The following is a 14,687-nucleotide window of genomic DNA, read 5'->3' as shown; positions in this document are numbered from 1 at the left end:
CAGTCCAGTACTCTTCGGTGAGAAGGCAGCACACAGGACGGACGGAGAGAGGAAGTCGACGATGGACACTCGTTCGGCGCGCAAGCACCAGGCGATCCTGGAGGCCGCGACCACCGTGTTCCTGAACAAGGGGTACTCGGGGACGAGCATGGACGACATCGCGAAGCTGGCCGCGGTGTCCAAGCAGACCGTCTACAAGCACTTCGCGGACAAGGAGAAGCTGTTCGCCGCGATCGTCCTGGCCACCACCGACCGCATCGACGGCATGATCGACCTGGTGACCGACGTCCCGGCGGACGCCGACGGCCTGGAGGAGGCCTTGACCCGTCTCGCCCGCCGGCTCCTGGCGACCCTCACCCAGCCCCAGGTCCTCCAGCTGCGACGCCTGATCATCGCCAACGCCGACACGTTCCCCGAACTGGGAGCCACCTGGTACGAGCAGGGCTTCGAACGGGTGCTGGCCACCCTGGCGGCCACCTTCCGACGCCTGACCGACCAGGGGCTCCTCAAGGCCGACGACCCGATGCTGGCCGCACACCACTTCGCCGGCCTGCTGCTGTGGATTCCGGTGAACCAGGCCATGTTCCACGGCAGCGCCCAGCACAGTGACGCCGACCTTGAGCGCTACGCCGCCGGGGGCATCCGCGCCTTCCTCGCGGCCTACCGCTGACCGGGCGGTCGAGCCGCAGACCGGCACGCCGACCGGCCGGGCCGGCCGCGGTGTGGCCGCCGTCACGCCGACCCGTTGTCACATCCGGAGCCGCCGCCCGGTCCTCTCTACGCAAGCAAGCGAGCGAGAGAAGGGATCGTCGGATGAAAGCCGTCATCGTGTGCGTCTCCGTGTCACACGGCAATACGCGTCGTGTCGCCGACACCATGGCCCGAACACTGGGAGCGAAGGTCGTTACCCCCGAGGAGGCCGACCCGAGGGAGCTGGCCGACGCCGACCTGGTGGGGTTCGGCTCGGGCGTCTTCCACGGCAGGCTCCACCCCCGGCTGACCGGCTTCGTCACCGCACTCCCCGCCGGGCGGGGACGGGCGTTCGTGTTCGCCACCAGTGGACTCCCCGAGATTCCGCCGGCGCCCTTCACCCGCCCCCTGGTCCGGCTCCTCGAAGGCAAGGGCTTCGAGGTGACCGGGAGCTTCTCGTGCCGGGCCTTCGACACCTGGGCGCCCTTCAAGCTCGTCGGCGGCATCAACAAGCAGCGGCCGGACACCGCCGACCTGGCCGCCGCCCGAGCGTTCGCCGAGCGGCTGCGCCAGTGACGCTCCGGCTTCACGACGTGGCCGCCGGCGCCAGACTTTGCATGATCATGCGAAACGTTGCATACTCTTCCTATGTCTAAGGTCCTCACCTCCCTTCCCGCCGGCGAACGCGTCGGCATCGCCTTCTCGGGCGGCCTCGACACGTCCGTCGCGGTCGCGTGGATGCGCGACAAGGGCGCCGTCCCGTGCACGTACACCGCCGACATCGGCCAGTACGACGAGCCCGACATCGCCTCGGTGCCCGGCCGTGCGAAGGCCTACGGCGCCGAGATCGCGCGCCTGGTCGACTGCCGCGCGGCGCTGGTCGAGGAGGGTCTGGCCGCGCTCACCTGCGGGGCGTTCCACATCCGCTCGGGCGGGCGCGCCTACTTCAACACCACTCCGCTCGGCCGCGCCGTCACGGGCACCCTCCTGGTCCGGGCGATGCTCGAGGACAACGTCCAGATCTGGGGCGACGGCTCGACCTTCAAGGGCAACGACATCGAGCGGTTCTACCGTTACGGTCTGCTCGCCAACCCGCACCTGCGGATCTACAAGCCCTGGCTGGACGCGGACTTCGTGACCGAGCTCGGCGGCCGCAAGGAGATGTCGGAGTGGCTCCTGGCCCACGACCTCCCGTACCGCGACAGCACGGAGAAGGCGTACTCCACCGACGCCAACATCTGGGGCGCCACCCACGAGGCCAAGACCCTGGAGCACCTCGACACCGGCGTGGAGACGGTCGAGCCGATCATGGGCGTGCGGTTCTGGGACCCCTCGGTCGAGATCGCCACCGAGGACGTCACGATCGGCTTCGACCAGGGCCGCCCCGTCACGATCAACGGCAAGGAGTTCGCCTCCCCCGTCGACCTCGTGATGGAGGCCAACGCGATCGGCGGCCGCCACGGCATGGGCATGTCGGACCAGATCGAGAACCGGATCATCGAGGCCAAGAGCCGCGGCATCTACGAGGCGCCCGGCCTGGCCCTGCTGCACGCGGTCTACGAGCGTCTGGTCAACGCGATCCACAACGAGGACACCCTCGCGCACTACCACAACGAGGGCCGGCGCCTCGGCCGGCTGATGTACGAGGGCCGCTGGCTGGACCCGCAGGCGCTGATGGTCCGCGAGTCGCTCCAGCGCTGGGTCGGCGCGGCCGTCACCGGCGAGGTGACGCTGCGACTGCGGCGCGGTGAGGACTACTCGATCCTCAACACCACGGGCCCGGCGTTCAGCTACCACCCGGACAAGCTGTCCATGGAGCGCACCGAGGACTCGGCGTTCGGCCCGGTGGACCGGATCGGCCAGCTCACCATGCGCAACCTCGACATCGCCGACTCGCGCGCCAAGCTGGAGCAGTACGTCGGGCTCGGCCTGATCGGCACCGGCCACCCGACCGTGGGCGCCGCGCAGGCGGCCGCGACCGGGCTGATCGGCAGCATGCCCGAGGGCGGCGCCGAGGCCATCGCGTCCCGCGGCGAGGTCTCCGAGGACGAGGAGATGCTGGACCGCGCGGCGATGGAGTCCGGCACGGACTAGCCGGGCCGGTCGAGCGGAACGCTCGGCACGCCGGAGGGACGTACCGGCGGAAGGGCCGGCTCGACAGCGAGAGCGTCGAGCCGGCCCTTCCGCCGTCTGCGGCCGCTGCCGCGCTCAGGAAATGCGGCGGAGTCCGCGGCGACGGCTCGTGCAGCTCAGGGCTCAGGGCTCAGGGCTCAGGGTGTGTCCGGTCGCCCGGGCGTCGGGTTCCCGCGCGACGCGCGGTCCGCGAGACGGCGGGCCATCTCCGCACGCCGCTGGACCGCGTTGCTGCCGTCCAGCTGCCCGGCGAACGCCTGACGAGCCGCGGCGACCAGCTCGTCGGGGACGTCCGGACGGGCTCGGATGATGGCCCACAGCGCCTTCTCCGCCTGCTGATCGAGCCCTGTCTCCGTACGCACGCCACGCCCCTCCAGGGCACCCGCCAGCGCGGACTCGAAGTTGGCCCTCAATTGCCCCTCGCTCGGGCGGCCACGGCGCATACTCGTCCTCCTCTCCTACGAAACGGGCCCGGTCCGGCCCAGTGAACGTTCGCCCATCTTCGAGGAAGTTCCGTCCCGGCCACAGGGCAGCGGACCGCGGAGAGGCCGAGGGCCCGCGCGCGGGAATCGGAACTAGTAAGTCCGGGTGTGTCGGTGACGGACCGGAAGCATGCCGTCCGGCACGGTGGGGCCCAACGTGCAGCCGTCCGCGCGTGGCGGCGCCCGAGGGCACCTGTGAGGGGTTCGCATGGCCGAGAACGACACCTCCCGGACCAGCCGTCGTACCGTGCTGCTGGCCGCCGGATCGGCCGGGGCCGCCGCACTGACCGCGGCCTGCTCAGGCCCCGTCGCGACCCGGGGTGCGGCCGGCCAGCCGTCGGCCTCGCCACCCCGGCCCTCGGGCACCGGCAGCACCCCGGCCTGCGTCCTGACCACGGAAGCGGGCGCGGGCCCGTACTACCTGGACCTGGACCGGGTCCGGTCTGACATCACCGAGGGCCGGGGCGGGGTGCCGTTGCGGCTGGACCTAACGGTGGTCCGGGTCTCCGCGGGCTGCCGGCCGATCGCGGAGGCCACCGTCGACGTGTGGCACGCCGACGCCTCGGGCGACTACTCCACCGGCACGGCCACCTTCCTGCGCGGCTCGCAGGTCACCGATGGCACCGGCCGCTGCGTGTTCCGAACGATCGTGCCCGGGTGGTACGCGGGGTTGGCGCCGCACATCCACTTCAAGGTGCACCCCGACACCCGTACCGAGACGACCTCTCAGTTCTTCTTCCCCGAGGGCTTCCTGGTGAAGGTGTACGCGCGCCGGCCGTACTCGCGGCGCCCCGCACCGGAGCACCCCAACCAACGGGACAGCCGCTACAGGTCCTCCGGGGCCGCCATGACACTGGCCCCCTCGCCTGACGGCGACGGCTACCGGGCCGCGTACACCGTGGGAATCGCCTGAGCCCTGAGCCCAGCCGACTCCAGCTCTGCGCTACGCGAAACGGGCCCGTCGCGCATGTCGCGCGACGGGCCCGTCACTTCAGTGGCCGGGGCGGGATTTGAACCCGCGACCTCTGGGTTATGAGCCCAGCGAGCTGCCGACCTGCTCCACCCGGCGACCTCCACCGTAAGACGGCAGTGGCCGCGGGCGCGAGCGAATTACGGGGCAGTGCCGTCAGCGACTACGACATGCGCCCGCATCGCGGATTCCGAGCCCCCCACCCCCGTGGGGGGGCTCCGCTCCTTGCCCCCGGCGCTGTGCGCACCCTGTGGGAACGATCACCACGCTATGGCCGAGAAGAGCTGTCGGCCCAGGGCAGCAGACGCCAGCCAGGGGACCGCACGCGCCACAGGGGACTCTCCGCGCCACGATGGGGACAACAGGCCCCCAGATCCCGCGATGATCTGGTAATGCACGCTGGACTATGCTCTGCCCCTGTGGTCTCGCATGCACATCAGGGAACAACCTCCTCCGCCCTCACCCGTCTCAGCGTCAATGCCGCGCGCGCTCTGGGCGTACCTCCGCAGGGATACGCGGACTTGCTGGGCGTGGCGCCGGAGCACCTCCACGACGACCTGTGCCGGACCCCTTCGGGCACGAGCATCCGCATCGCGGAAATGACGACCACCCGCAGCCCCTGGACCGACCTTTCCGTGGTGCTGGCGCAGCAGTCGAGCATCGGCACGCTCGGGGTGTGGGACTACCTGATCACCTCCGCGCCCACCCCGCTCGAAGGGATCCGGGACGCCTCGGCCTACTTCGCCAGCGTCGCCGACACCGGTACGGAGACCCTCCGGATCACCGAGGACGGCGAACACGTCACGATCAGCCACGTCAACCAGGCCGACATGGCCTACGAGGCGGTCTGCGCCATCCGCGCCTACGCACTCGGCCTCTACCGGCGGCGCCTCAGCGAAGCCGCGCACCGTCGCCTCGTTCCCCTGCACGTCACTCTGGCCGCCAAGGCGCCCAGCCGGCACGACGGGTTGGCCGAGCTCTACGGCACCCGCACCATCGACTTCGAGGCCGCGGACAGTTCCATCACCTTCCTCGCCGCCGACTTGAGCGCCCCGAACCCGCACGCCCAGCCCGGCCTGTCGACGGTGCTGCGAAGACACGCCGAGCAGACCCTCGCCACCGCGATCCCGCTGCACGACTGGCTGGCCCTCTTCCGCACCGCCCTGGCCTCCGCCGCCCACGACGAGGCCACCCCGACGCTGACCAGCGTGGCGCGGCGCCTGACCCTCAGCGCGCGAACCCTCCAGCGGCGCCTCGAAGAACACGGCACGACGTGGAGCGGCGAGGTCGAAACCGTGCGCCGCGCCCACATCACGCGGCTGCTCCACGACACCGACCTCGGCATCGACGCGATCGCCGCCCGCAGCGGCTACGCCGACGCCCGCGCCCTGCGCCGCGCGGTCCAGCGCTGGTACGGCACCACCCCCGGCAACCTGCGCCGCACCGGCCGCCTCGACAGCGGGGCACCCGCCCTCGCCTGAGCCGGGGGCCGCGCGGATCAGAGGGAGGCGGACGGGCCGTCCATGGTCCAGGCGGAGTTGTGGGCGGTGAACCCGATGTGCGGGTAGTAGTCCACCGCCGCCGGGGCCGACAGCAGGATCAGCTTGGCCTGCGGCGCGGCCTCCCGGGTGGCGCGGATGAGGTCGCGACCCACGCCCTGGCCCTGGTAGGCGGCGTCGACCGCGAGGTCGCTGAGGTAGGTGGCGTAGGCGCCGTCGGTCATCGAGCGGGCGATGCCGATGAGGCGGCCGTCTTCGTCGCGGGCGACGACGACGAGGTTGGCGCCGGCGAGCATCCGCGTGAAGCGCCGGGTGTCCTCCACGGGGCGGCGCTCGGCGAGGGTGGACGCCCGGTAGAGGGCGGCCGCTTCCTCGACGTCGAGGGCTCCGCCGATGACCTGTTCACCCGATTTCTCGCAGGATGCCCCGCCCTTTAGAGCGGGGAGGAATGGGTCCATGGGGCAGAGCGGCGGAGTTCTCTGCGTATCTGTTCTGACCTGTGTTCTCTTCCGTTGTCAGTGGCGGCTGTTAGGTTTCGATGGTGACGACAGCGGCGATGGCCGATGAGGTGACGGGCCACGCCCGGTACACCTACCGGCTGCGCTTGTCATCCATGGCTCGGACTGCTCTGGAAGTGGAGTGGGGGCGTAGTCGTTGGGTGTGGAACGAGTGCGTGGCGATGTCCCGCAAGGTCCACAAACTCAACAAGGACGCAGTGACGAAGACGACGTGCGGGCCGGCGCAGCTCGACAAGATGCTGACCGAGGCCCGTGCCGCGATGGCGTGGCTGCGCGAGGGCGCTTCGGTCCCGCAGCAGCAGATCATCCGGGACTTCGCGAAGTCCCGGGCGAAGGCGCTCAAGGACATCAAGGCGAAGCTGCCGATGCGGCAGCGGGCCGGGATGCCCCGCATCAAGCGGAAGCGGGAAGCGGCTCCATCGCTGAATTTCACGCGGCGCGGGTTCCGGTTGAAGGACGGCTGTCTGCATCTGGCGGGCGGGATCGTCTTGACGGTGGTGTGGTCGCGGGAGCTGCCCAAGCCGCCGTCGAGCGTGCGCGTGTACCGCGACAGCCTCGGGCACTGGTACGCCAGCTTCGTCGTCCCCACCCTGACCGAGCCCCTGCCGCAGACCGGCGCCGTGATCGGGATCGACTGGGGTGTGAAGGAGACCGCGACCACCACCGGCGACGCCCACGACCTCCCCCATGCCCAGCACGGGAAGACGGCCGCCGCGAAGCTCGCGCACTACCAGCGGGCCATGGCCCGCCGCCGCACCCCGAAGAACCAGTCCGACACCGCCGGGTACCGCAAGGCCCGACAGGCGGCGGCGAAGGTGTCGAAGAAGACCGCCCGACAGCGCCAGGACAGCGCCCGTAAGTGGGCCAAGAGCGTCGTCCGCGACTTCGACCACCTCGCCGTGGAGGACTTCCGCCCGAAGTTCCTCGCGAAGACCACCATGGCCCGCAAGGCGGCCGACGCCGCGATCGGCGCCACCAAGACGGCCCTCATCGAGATGGCCCGCAAGCACGGCAAGACCGTGTACTTGGTCCACCCCGCGCACACCACCATGGACTGCGCGCACTGCGGAGCGAGAGCCAAGCACCGCCTGCCCCTCTCCGAGAGAACGTATACGTGCACCGCGTGCGGAACCGTGTCTCCCAGGGACAAGAACTCCGCCCGCGTGATGCTCGTCCGGGCTGGTCTCAACCCGGCTAGTGCTGATCTTGTAAGCCCCGCCACCTGCTAGGTGCCAGGCGAAGTGAGCTAGGAATCCCCCTCCTTCAGGAAGGGGAGGATTCAAGGAAAGGCAAGCCACTTTGCGCAGACTCGCTGCGGTGGGAGCGGCGATATCCCTCGCCGCCCTCACCCTCCTCTCCACCCCCGCACTCACCGCTACCCCTCCACCCGCTCCACCCCTCGGCGGGCCGCAGGACGAGCACGCCGCCGCTCCCCCGCCCGCCCCGTTGGAGCTGCAGCGTCAGGCGCTGCGCCGCCAGGCCCTCGAAAGCGTCGCGGCGGGCGGCGGCGCCGGGCCGCGCGCGGCGGCGGACGGCACACTCCCCCGCACGGCGAAGATCGGCAAGCGGTACGTCGAGCTCGCCTAGGAACGCTAGGACAAGGTCTTCGTCATCCTCGCCGAGTTCGCCGATCAGACGCATCCGCGCTTCGGCGGCACCCGGGGCCCCTGCACAACAGCATCGGGAAGCCCGCCCGGGACGACAACCACACGCTGTAGCGCAGCGACTTCGGACGGGCTACTACCAGCGACAGTTCTTCTCCCCGAGCAGCGCCGTTCTCGCAGCGGGCGAGTGACCGCATCGTGCTCCACAAGGCGGGCTCCCCCGTGGTGATCCCGTCGCGGCCGGGGGTCGCGGTGTTCGACGACCGCCACGGCTCCTACTGGAACGCCGAGCTGCCGCAGCTCGGGGTCCGGGTCCCCGACACCGGGACGCGGATCACCGTGGAGAAGGAAGCCTCGGGCGGTGCCCGCACCACCCTCCAGGTCAGCCCGTCCCCCTGACGCCTCGCGTCACGCCGGCGGCGGTGCAGGTCGTAGACGCCGTCCGGCCGGGGCGGGGCGCCCACGTAGAGGCGTTTGGTGGGCAGCGTGTCGAGTTCGACGGCGGTGGCCCGGGTACGGAACGCGAGCCGCACGCCGGAGGGTTGGGCCTCGACCATGGCCAGCTGGCCGTCGGTGCACTGGGTGCGGGCCCGGGCCGGCAGCCGGTGCGGCAGCAGTCCGTGCGCGGTGCGCTCCAGCTCGATGGCGCCGCGCAGCAGCTCGGCGGTGATCGGGGTGGTGATCCAGTGCGGATCCGTGGTCATCGTCAACTCCTGCGGTGTGGAACGGGCGTCGGGTGGGGCGGTCAGGACGGGGGCCAATTGCGCAGCAGGGAGTCGAGGGCGTCGACGACGCGTTCCCAGCTCTCCTGGCTGTCGGGGGCGCTGTGGCTGAAGCCGCCGGCGTTCTCGAGGCTGACGTAGCCGTGGAAGAGGCTGCCGAGCAGCCGGACGGCGTGGGTCTGCTCGGTTTCCACCAGGTGGTAGCCCCGCAGAATGGCCCGGGTCATCCGCGCGTGCCGTACGCCGGCACTGGCCAGAGCCGTCTCGGTGTCGAGCGGGAACTGTGTCGAGGCGTAGCGCCCGGGGTGCTGTCGGGCGTAGTCGCGGAAGACGCCCGCGTAGGCGGCGAGCGCGTCCTTGCCGGACCGCCCGGCCACGGCGTCGGCGGCTCGGTCGGCCATCTCCTCCAGCGAGAGCAGCGCGATCCGGGTCTTCAGCTCGTGGGAGTTCTTCACGTGCGAGTACAGACTCGCCACTTTCACGTCGAAACGCCGTGCGAGCTCCGACAGCGTCACCCGCTCGAAGCCGAGCTCATCCGCCAGCTCCGCCCCGGCGCCCACCAGCCGCTGCGCGGTCAGCCCTACCCGTCCAGCCATCACCACTCCTCCATCTACCTCCATGGAGTATGGATTCACCTAAAGTCTTTAGGCAAATGGATAGGAAAGTGCGAGCGGGCGGAACGGACCAAAAATCCTTTCCAACTTCCCTCCCGTCACAGGAAATTGGTCAAGCCGCAGCCAAGGAATCCCGTCACTCTTGCCGCGGACGGCCACCCACGCTTCACTGTCGATCACCCCACAGGAGGACCCCGACCCCACGACTTCGAAGGGCTTCCCTTGACTGCCGTACCCGTACGCCTGAGTGCCGTCACCGCCGCCGCCTGCGCGCTCGTCCTCGGCGCGGCCCTGCCGTCCTCGGCGATCAACTCGTACAACGCGACTCCCGCGCCGGAGCGCACCGAGGTGGGCGCCCTCGTCGCCACCTGGGACAACGACGACGACCCCGCCACCCCCGACCGGGTCGACTGGGTCTGCTCCGGCACCATGATCGACGCGGACACCTTCCTGACCGCCGCGCACTGCACCACCGACTGGCCGGCGAACGTGAAGTTCTACGTCTCCCTCGACCAGGACGTGCAGACCGGCCTCGACGAGGCCGCGGCCGAGCACCCCGGCGACCCGGCGGCCGTGGCGGAGGCCGTCGGCGTGGCGGGCGCCGCGTACAACCACCCCGAGTACCCGGGGCCTGCGTCCGATCGTTACGACATCTCGGTGATCGAGCTGCCCGCCGCCCGGGTCGGAGCCCGCTGGACCTTCACCCCGGCCGTGCTCCCCGAGGCCGGAGCGCTCGACGCGCTGGGTCCCCAGGGGCTGCGCGACACCCCGTTCGCCGTCGCCGGGTACGGGACCCAGGAGGCCGTACGCGGCCCCGGCGGGCACACGCACCCCGGCGGCGGCGTCCGCATGAAGGCTCCGGTTTCCTTCAACGCCCTCAACGGCGCCTGGGTGCGCCTGGGCATGACGGCGCCCCAGGGCAACGGCGGGGCCTGCTACGGGGACTCGGGCGGCCCCAACTTCGCCACCCTGGGCGGCAAGCGCACCCTGGTCGCCACCACCATCACCGGTGACGGCCCGTGCTACGCGACGAACGTCTCGTACCGCCTGGACACTCCGGGAGCGCGCGCCTTCCTGTCCCCCTTCGCCAAGCTCCCCTGACCGATGGCCGGAGCACGCCCGGTGCTGAACGGCACGGCCCGCCCCCGTATCGCCCCGACCGGGCCGGTACGGGGGCGGGCGGCTCACCCGGACGTGGAGGCCGTCTGCTGATCGGGCCGTCGGCTTCCGGGGAGCGCGGCGCCGGCCGGGGCGTGGTCCTGGGACAGGCTGCGCCCGCGGGTCTCCTTGGCCACGAGGACGGTCAGGGTGGTGATGACGACCGCGGCCGCCAGGTAGATCGAGATGGGCAGGGAGGCGTCGTACTCCTTGAGGAGTTCGACCGCGATGATCGGGGCGAGGGCGCCGCCGACGATGGAGGCGAGCTGGGAGCCCATCGAGGCGCCGGAATAGCGCACGCTGGTGTCGAACATCTCGGAGATGAAGGCCGCCTGCGGGCCATACATGGCTCCGTGGAACAGGAGTCCGATGGTGACGGCCGCGGCTATCGCGGGGAACGACTTCGTGTCCAGCATCGCGAAGAACGCGAACGCCCAGCCGGTCATGCCGATCGAGCCGATCAGGGTGACGGGGCGGCGGCCGATGCGGTCGGAGAGGGCTCCCCAGGCCGGGATGGTGACGAAGTGGACGGCGGAGCCGATGAGGACGGCGTTCAGGCCGTCGCTCTTGGACAGTCCGAGGTGGGCGGTGACGTAGACGAGGAGGAAGGCGGTGAGGATGTAGTACGAGACGTTCTCGCCGAGACGGGTGCCGATCGCGGTGAGGACTCCCCGCCAGTTCGTCCGGAACACCTCGGCCACCGGGAGCTTCTCCTTGACGCCCGCGGCGGCCTGCTCGGCGGCCTTGGCCTGCGCTTCGAGGAAGAGGGGCGATTCGGAGACCGATACCCGGATCCACAGGCCGATCACGACGAGGACCCCGGAGAGCAGGAAGGGAATGCGCCAGCCCCAGGCGAGGAAGGCCTCGTCGGACTGGACGGCGGCCAGCAGCGCGAGGACGCCGGTGGCGAGCAGGTTGCCGCCGGGGGCGCCGGCCTGGGGCCAAGAGGCCCAGAAGCCGCGGTTCTTGTCGTCGCCGTGCTCGGAGACGATCAGGACGGCACCGCCCCATTCGCCGCCGAGCGCGAAGCCCTGGATCAGGCGGAGCACGGTCAGCAGGATCGGGGCGCCCACGCCGATGCTGGCGTGGGTGGGCAGCAGGCCCATGGCGAAGGTGGCGCCGCCCATCATGACGAGGCTGAGGACGAGCAGCTTCTTGCGGCCGATCTTGTCGCCGTAGTGGCCGAAGACCACGCCGCCGAGCGGGCGGGCCGCGAAGCCTATGGCGTAGGTGAGGAAGGCGAGGAGGGTGCCGACGAGCGGTTCGCTGCTGGGGAAGAACAGCTTGTTGAAGACGAGCGCGGCGGCGGAGCCGTAGAGGAAGAAGTCGTACCACTCGACGGTGGTGCCGATGAGGCTGGCGCCGATGATGCGCCCGATGCCCGATCGTGCCGGCGCAGCCGTTGCTGGGGAGACCATGTGCACCACTTCCAGGTGATCGCGGAGACGTTCCGTGTCGCCACACCGTAGGAGCCCGCAGGTCAGGCGGCGTATGTGCCGGAGCATCACAATCGCGCACCCCGTTGTGTGGCCAACCACCACACCGCCGACACGAACCTCCCCGGCGTCACCCAGACACTCCGCCTGCAGGTCTTCCTCCTCGAGGACACCACAGAGGTCGCAACCTCCCTTTCCCTGCTGCTCCTCGTCATCGCCGTGGTCGTCCTGATCGCCCTGCGCGGACGCCGGACCGCGGGCCACGCCGTGCGCGAGGTTCACCACGCGGTGTCCCCCGGCAATCCCGTCGCAGGCGAACGTATGCCGACACCGAAAGCTGCACCCGGCCGAACTCCGGCTCGGCGGCTCGCTGCGCTCGCGCGCGACCGCATTCGGGAGCTCCCGCCCGCCTCGTGCTTCCGGGCCGACTCGGACCTGGCGTGCCCAACGGGTCGGCACAGTCCATGCGACTCTCCCGGCTTTTCACGCGCGGGAACGCCCCGCGGCGCGTGGCTGCGGGGCGCCTTGTGGGATTTAGTCGACTTGCTCCCCGTCGTACGTACCGCCCTTGCAGTAGTTGCCCGCCTCATTGATCGCGGGCGTTCCGCCGCCCTGCTTGCACTCAGAAGGGGTGACTACGGATGGGGCACCCTGTGCGGTGGCGGTGGCGGCGCCTGTGAGGCCGAGTCCGGCGAGGGCCACCGTGGCAATGACGGCGGCTAGGATTCGTCGAATGCGCATTTAGTTCCCCTTTCACGGATTGCCTCGATTGGGGCACTAGTCAGCTTCTCACCCATGTGGGTGGCACGTCATGTTGGGTCACTCGGGTGAATGCCGGCACCCGAGAGTCTGCCCCTACACGTTCGTCTGGCTCGACGCCCTCACCCAGAAGGTCCGCGAAGGCAGCCGGATCATCAACGTCCACGCGCTCGTCGCCGTCGGCGCCGGCGTCGGCGTCGGCGTCGGCGTCGGCGTCGGCGTCGGCGTCGGCGTCGGCGTCGGCGTCGGCGTCGGCGTCGGCGTCGGCGTCGGCGTGAACAGCGGCGGGCAGCGCGAGATCCTCGGGGTCGATGTCGCCACGGCCGAGGATGACGCCTCCGGTCGCCCGCGGCCTTACCGGAGTCCAGCACGTCATCTCCGACTCCCACACCGGCCCCGTGGACGCGATCGGAGCGGTCCTGCCCGGCGCGTCCCGGCAGCGATGCCGCACCCGCTACGCCCGCAACCTGCTCTCCCAGGTCCCCAAATCCGCCCAGCCCTGGGTCGCGACCCTGCTGCGGACCGTCTTTGAACAACCCGACCGCGAAGCGGTCCACACCCAGATGGCCCACGTCCGCCCACGTCCTGAACACTCTGGAAGCCAAGTTCCCCGACAACAGACCGGCATGGGCCGCGCCGCCCTCGCGGCCCTGCCGGGCTTCGCTCTCCCCGGCCGAGCCGCAATCGCAGTTACTCAGCGCGGCCGCCCCCCGGGTGCCCAGGACGGGCGGGAGAGAGGATGCGACGCTGGAGTGAGGGGCCCGCGAGTGGAGGTCCGAGTGCGTCCCATCCGGTCCGCGACCCTCTCCTCCGGCCTGGCGACCATGTCCCGGCGCGGCTCAATGGAAGCGACGCAGAAGCGTGCCGTCAGCTTGTGGGCCCGCTGGCCGGGGCACCGCTCACCGAGCGTAGCCAGGCGGCCTTACCGCGTGGATCCGGCCCGCCGGAACCAGGACCGCGCGACCAACCCGGAAGGCAGGTGCGTCCCATGCGCACGTCGACCCGTATCGCCGGTGCCCTCACCGGCCTGACCCTCACCCTCGGCGGTGCGGTCCTCGCCGCTCCCGCGGCCCGGGCGGACATCCCCGCCTGCACACAGATGGCCGAACTGGCCGGTGCCACCGCTTCCGACTCCGTCACAGCGGCCTGCAGCCGTGGCGTGGTCGGAGACCTGCAGAGTTGTGTGACCGGGCTGACCGAGGCCGGAGTGGCGGGCGGCGCCGCGACCGCTGCCTGCCGGGCCGCGGCCGGCGAACCGCGTTAGAGGACCTTGGTCGGCAGCCGCCCGCCGGCACCGGCCGGAGGCAGGTACGGCCGGCCCGTCTTCTCCCCAACCCCCGGCCTGCCCGGACACAACGCGGCCCCGGTGGGCGGTCTCGACGCCAAGGAAATCGACGTCGCCCCGCTTCTACCGACGCGCACGCAGCGTACCGATGCGGCCCGTCGCGGCCGGTGACGTCATACCTCTCCGGGGCCGGGCAGTGCCCACCCGGGCACGGCGCCCAGCCTCGCCTCGCGGGCCTCATGCGGAGCGCCCATGCTGAGTAAGAGGGCGCCGTCGTCCTGAGACTTGTCCTTCCCGAAGGCCGAACGAAGGCGCCTGAGAGGAGGAGGAAGTCATGCGCATGCGAAGAATCCTGGGCCTCGCCCTGGCCGCGGCAACCCTTGCCGGCGTGAGCGCCGTCGGCGCTGTCAGCGCCGGGGCCGCCTCGTCTCCGAACATCTCCAGAGACGACTGCACGGCCGCCGGCGGACAGGTCGTTGCACGCCCCTACGCCAGCTACTACTGCGCGCTGCCTGACGGGACCAAGCCGGAGATCACTTGACCGGTCGGCGCACGCCTGGGCAACCAGTCCGGCCGGTGCACCCGGCGCGGTGCGAATGGGGTGACGGCCCCCGGTCCACCGTTGGGTAGATCGCCCGCGCCCGTCCCGACACCGCGGCACTCGATGGTGGACGCCGACCGTCTCGAAGCCAAGACCGTCACCGCTTCGAGACGGTCCACGCCGTCCTGAACACCGCGCTCGCCGCCGTCCTGAATGGCCTCGTCCATGTCGTCATACAGTGACCGACGAGTTCGTTCGCATTTCCTTCGCCAACCG

16 protein-coding genes, 1 tRNA gene and 2 pseudogenes are annotated in these 14,687 nt (G+C 70.8%); 12 read left to right on the top strand and 7 right to left on the bottom strand.

Annotated features, from left to right (window positions below):
- The first annotated feature begins 61 nt into the window (after nt 1-61).
- From OG625_RS36555 to argG, 3 genes are all read left to right on the top strand, one after another.
- Nucleotides 62-670, top strand: coding sequence for a TetR/AcrR family transcriptional regulator (locus tag OG625_RS36555; RefSeq protein ID WP_329389570.1), 609 nt, complete (start codon nt 62-64; stop codon nt 668-670).
- Nucleotides 671-813: 143 nt separating this feature from the next.
- On the top strand, nt 814-1,266 hold the full coding sequence (locus tag OG625_RS36550) for a flavodoxin family protein (protein ID WP_329389568.1): 453 nt from the start codon (nt 814-816) through the stop codon (nt 1,264-1,266).
- Between the two features lie 72 nt (nt 1,267-1,338).
- The gene (argG, locus tag OG625_RS36545; RefSeq protein WP_329389566.1) at nt 1,339-2,784 is read left to right on the top strand and encodes an argininosuccinate synthase; all 1,446 of its coding nucleotides are present in this window, start codon (nt 1,339-1,341) and stop codon (nt 2,782-2,784) included.
- 176 nt (nt 2,785-2,960) lie between these two features.
- Here the strand turns inward: argG and OG625_RS36540 are convergent, their stop codons facing one another.
- The gene (locus OG625_RS36540; protein WP_329389564.1) at nt 2,961-3,266 is read right to left on the bottom strand and encodes a hypothetical protein; all 306 of its coding nucleotides are present in this window, start codon (nt 3,264-3,266) and stop codon (nt 2,961-2,963) included.
- A gap of 247 nt (nt 3,267-3,513) precedes the next feature.
- Between OG625_RS36540 and OG625_RS36535 the strand changes: the two genes are divergently transcribed.
- Nucleotides 3,514-4,218 carry a dioxygenase family protein gene (locus OG625_RS36535; RefSeq protein ID WP_329389562.1) on the top strand — a complete coding sequence of 235 codons (705 nt, stop codon included), beginning with the start codon at nt 3,514-3,516 and terminating at the stop codon, nt 4,216-4,218.
- Nucleotides 4,219-4,300: 82 nt separating this feature from the next.
- On the opposite strand, the gene OG625_RS36530 is transcribed toward OG625_RS36535, so the two are convergent.
- Nucleotides 4,301-4,374 (bottom strand) — tRNA-Met (locus OG625_RS36530).
- Between OG625_RS36530 and OG625_RS36525 the strand changes: the two genes are divergently transcribed.
- Complete coding sequence (locus tag OG625_RS36525) at nt 4,338-5,756, top strand: AraC family transcriptional regulator ligand-binding domain-containing protein (protein ID WP_329391258.1); 1,419 nt, start codon at nt 4,338-4,340, stop codon at nt 5,754-5,756. The genes OG625_RS36530 and OG625_RS36525 overlap by 37 nt on opposite strands.
- A gap of 17 nt (nt 5,757-5,773) precedes the next feature.
- Here OG625_RS36525 and OG625_RS36520 read toward each other — a convergent pair whose 3' ends face one another.
- Nucleotides 5,774-6,232, bottom strand: coding sequence for a GNAT family N-acetyltransferase (locus tag OG625_RS36520; protein WP_329389560.1), 459 nt, complete (start codon nt 6,230-6,232; stop codon nt 5,774-5,776).
- 80 nt (nt 6,233-6,312) lie between these two features.
- Between OG625_RS36520 and OG625_RS36515 the strand changes: the two genes are divergently transcribed.
- The 3 genes from OG625_RS36515 to OG625_RS41485 all read left to right on the top strand — a co-directional run bounded on the left by OG625_RS36515 (nt 6,313) and on the right by OG625_RS41485 (nt 8,295).
- The gene (locus OG625_RS36515; protein ID WP_443067839.1) at nt 6,313-7,521 is read left to right on the top strand and encodes an RNA-guided endonuclease InsQ/TnpB family protein; all 1,209 of its coding nucleotides are present in this window, start codon (nt 6,313-6,315) and stop codon (nt 7,519-7,521) included.
- Between the two features lie 70 nt (nt 7,522-7,591).
- Nucleotides 7,592-7,879, top strand: a complete 288-nt coding sequence (locus OG625_RS36510; protein WP_329389556.1) for a hypothetical protein — start codon at nt 7,592-7,594, stop codon at nt 7,877-7,879.
- 215 nt (nt 7,880-8,094) lie between these two features.
- A complete protein-coding gene (locus OG625_RS41485; protein ID WP_443067838.1) occupies nt 8,095-8,295 on the top strand; it encodes a hypothetical protein in 201 nt (66 codons plus the stop codon).
- A gap of 26 nt (nt 8,296-8,321) precedes the next feature.
- Here the strand turns inward: OG625_RS41485 and OG625_RS36505 are convergent.
- A pseudogene (locus OG625_RS36505) lies at nt 8,322-8,600 on the bottom strand (lipase); the annotation flags it as partial.
- Between the two features lie 41 nt (nt 8,601-8,641).
- Nucleotides 8,642-9,214, bottom strand: a complete 573-nt coding sequence (locus OG625_RS36500; protein WP_329389554.1) for a TetR/AcrR family transcriptional regulator — start codon at nt 9,212-9,214, stop codon at nt 8,642-8,644.
- Nucleotides 9,215-9,454: 240 nt separating this feature from the next.
- Between OG625_RS36500 and OG625_RS36495 the strand changes: the two genes are divergently transcribed.
- Nucleotides 9,455-10,333: a trypsin-like serine protease gene (locus OG625_RS36495; protein WP_329389552.1), complete on the top strand. Its 879-nt coding sequence runs from the start codon at nt 9,455-9,457 to the stop codon at nt 10,331-10,333.
- Between the two features lie 83 nt (nt 10,334-10,416).
- On the opposite strand, the gene OG625_RS36490 is transcribed toward OG625_RS36495, so the two are convergent.
- Nucleotides 10,417-11,808, bottom strand: coding sequence for an MFS transporter (locus OG625_RS36490; RefSeq protein WP_329389550.1), 1,392 nt, complete (start codon nt 11,806-11,808; stop codon nt 10,417-10,419).
- Between the two features lie 552 nt (nt 11,809-12,360).
- The gene (locus OG625_RS36485; protein WP_329389548.1) at nt 12,361-12,567 is read right to left on the bottom strand and encodes a hypothetical protein; all 207 of its coding nucleotides are present in this window, start codon (nt 12,565-12,567) and stop codon (nt 12,361-12,363) included.
- 112 nt (nt 12,568-12,679) lie between these two features.
- Here OG625_RS36485 and OG625_RS36480 point away from each other — a divergent pair.
- The 3 genes and pseudogenes from OG625_RS36480 to OG625_RS36470 all read left to right on the top strand — a co-directional run.
- A pseudogene (locus tag OG625_RS36480) lies at nt 12,680-13,148 on the top strand (transposase); the annotation flags it as partial.
- Between the two features lie 425 nt (nt 13,149-13,573).
- A complete protein-coding gene (locus tag OG625_RS36475) occupies nt 13,574-13,849 on the top strand; it encodes a hypothetical protein (protein WP_329389546.1) in 276 nt (91 codons plus the stop codon).
- A gap of 355 nt (nt 13,850-14,204) precedes the next feature.
- Nucleotides 14,205-14,411, top strand: coding sequence for a hypothetical protein (locus tag OG625_RS36470; protein ID WP_329389545.1), 207 nt, complete (start codon nt 14,205-14,207; stop codon nt 14,409-14,411).
- Nucleotides 14,412-14,687: the final 276 nt, after the last annotated feature.

The sequence above is a fragment of the Streptomyces sp. NBC_01351 genome (genome assembly GCF_036237315.1).
Lineage (GTDB): Bacteria > Actinomycetota > Actinomycetes > Streptomycetales > Streptomycetaceae > Streptomyces.
Note: the sequence above shows the minus strand (reverse complement) of the source record. Positions and strands in the feature narration are given on the sequence as shown.